Annotated in this window: 1 protein-coding gene; it reads left to right on the plus strand. The window is 60.9% G+C overall.

Annotated features, from left to right (window positions below; all coding sequences use genetic code 11):
- Positions 1–6: 6 nt before the first annotated feature.
- On the plus strand, positions 7–289 hold a 283-nt coding region (locus HED65_RS22480), incomplete at its 3' end, for a neutral zinc metallopeptidase (protein WP_189338758.1).

The following is a 289-nucleotide window of genomic DNA, read 5'->3' on the forward strand; positions in this document are numbered from 1 at the left end:
TCGCCCCTGGGCGGAGGCGGCGGTGGCTTCCGTCTTCCCAGCGGGAAGGGCGGTATCGTCCTGCTGATTATCGTGCTGGTTGCGGGCTATTACGGCGTGGATTTGACCGGCATGCTGACCGGAGAGCCCGTTTCACAGCAGCAAACCACCACCCAACGCTCTGTCAGCCCGCAGGAAGAGCAGGCCGCGAAGTTTACCAAGGTGATTCTTGCGGATACCGAAGATACCTGGGGCGCTATCTTCCAAAAGATGGGCCGTCAGTACCCGCAGCCGAAGCTGGTGCTCTATC

Source organism: Pantoea sp. LS15, assembly GCF_012241585.1.
Classification (GTDB): Bacteria; Pseudomonadota; Gammaproteobacteria; order Enterobacterales; family Enterobacteriaceae; genus Enterobacter.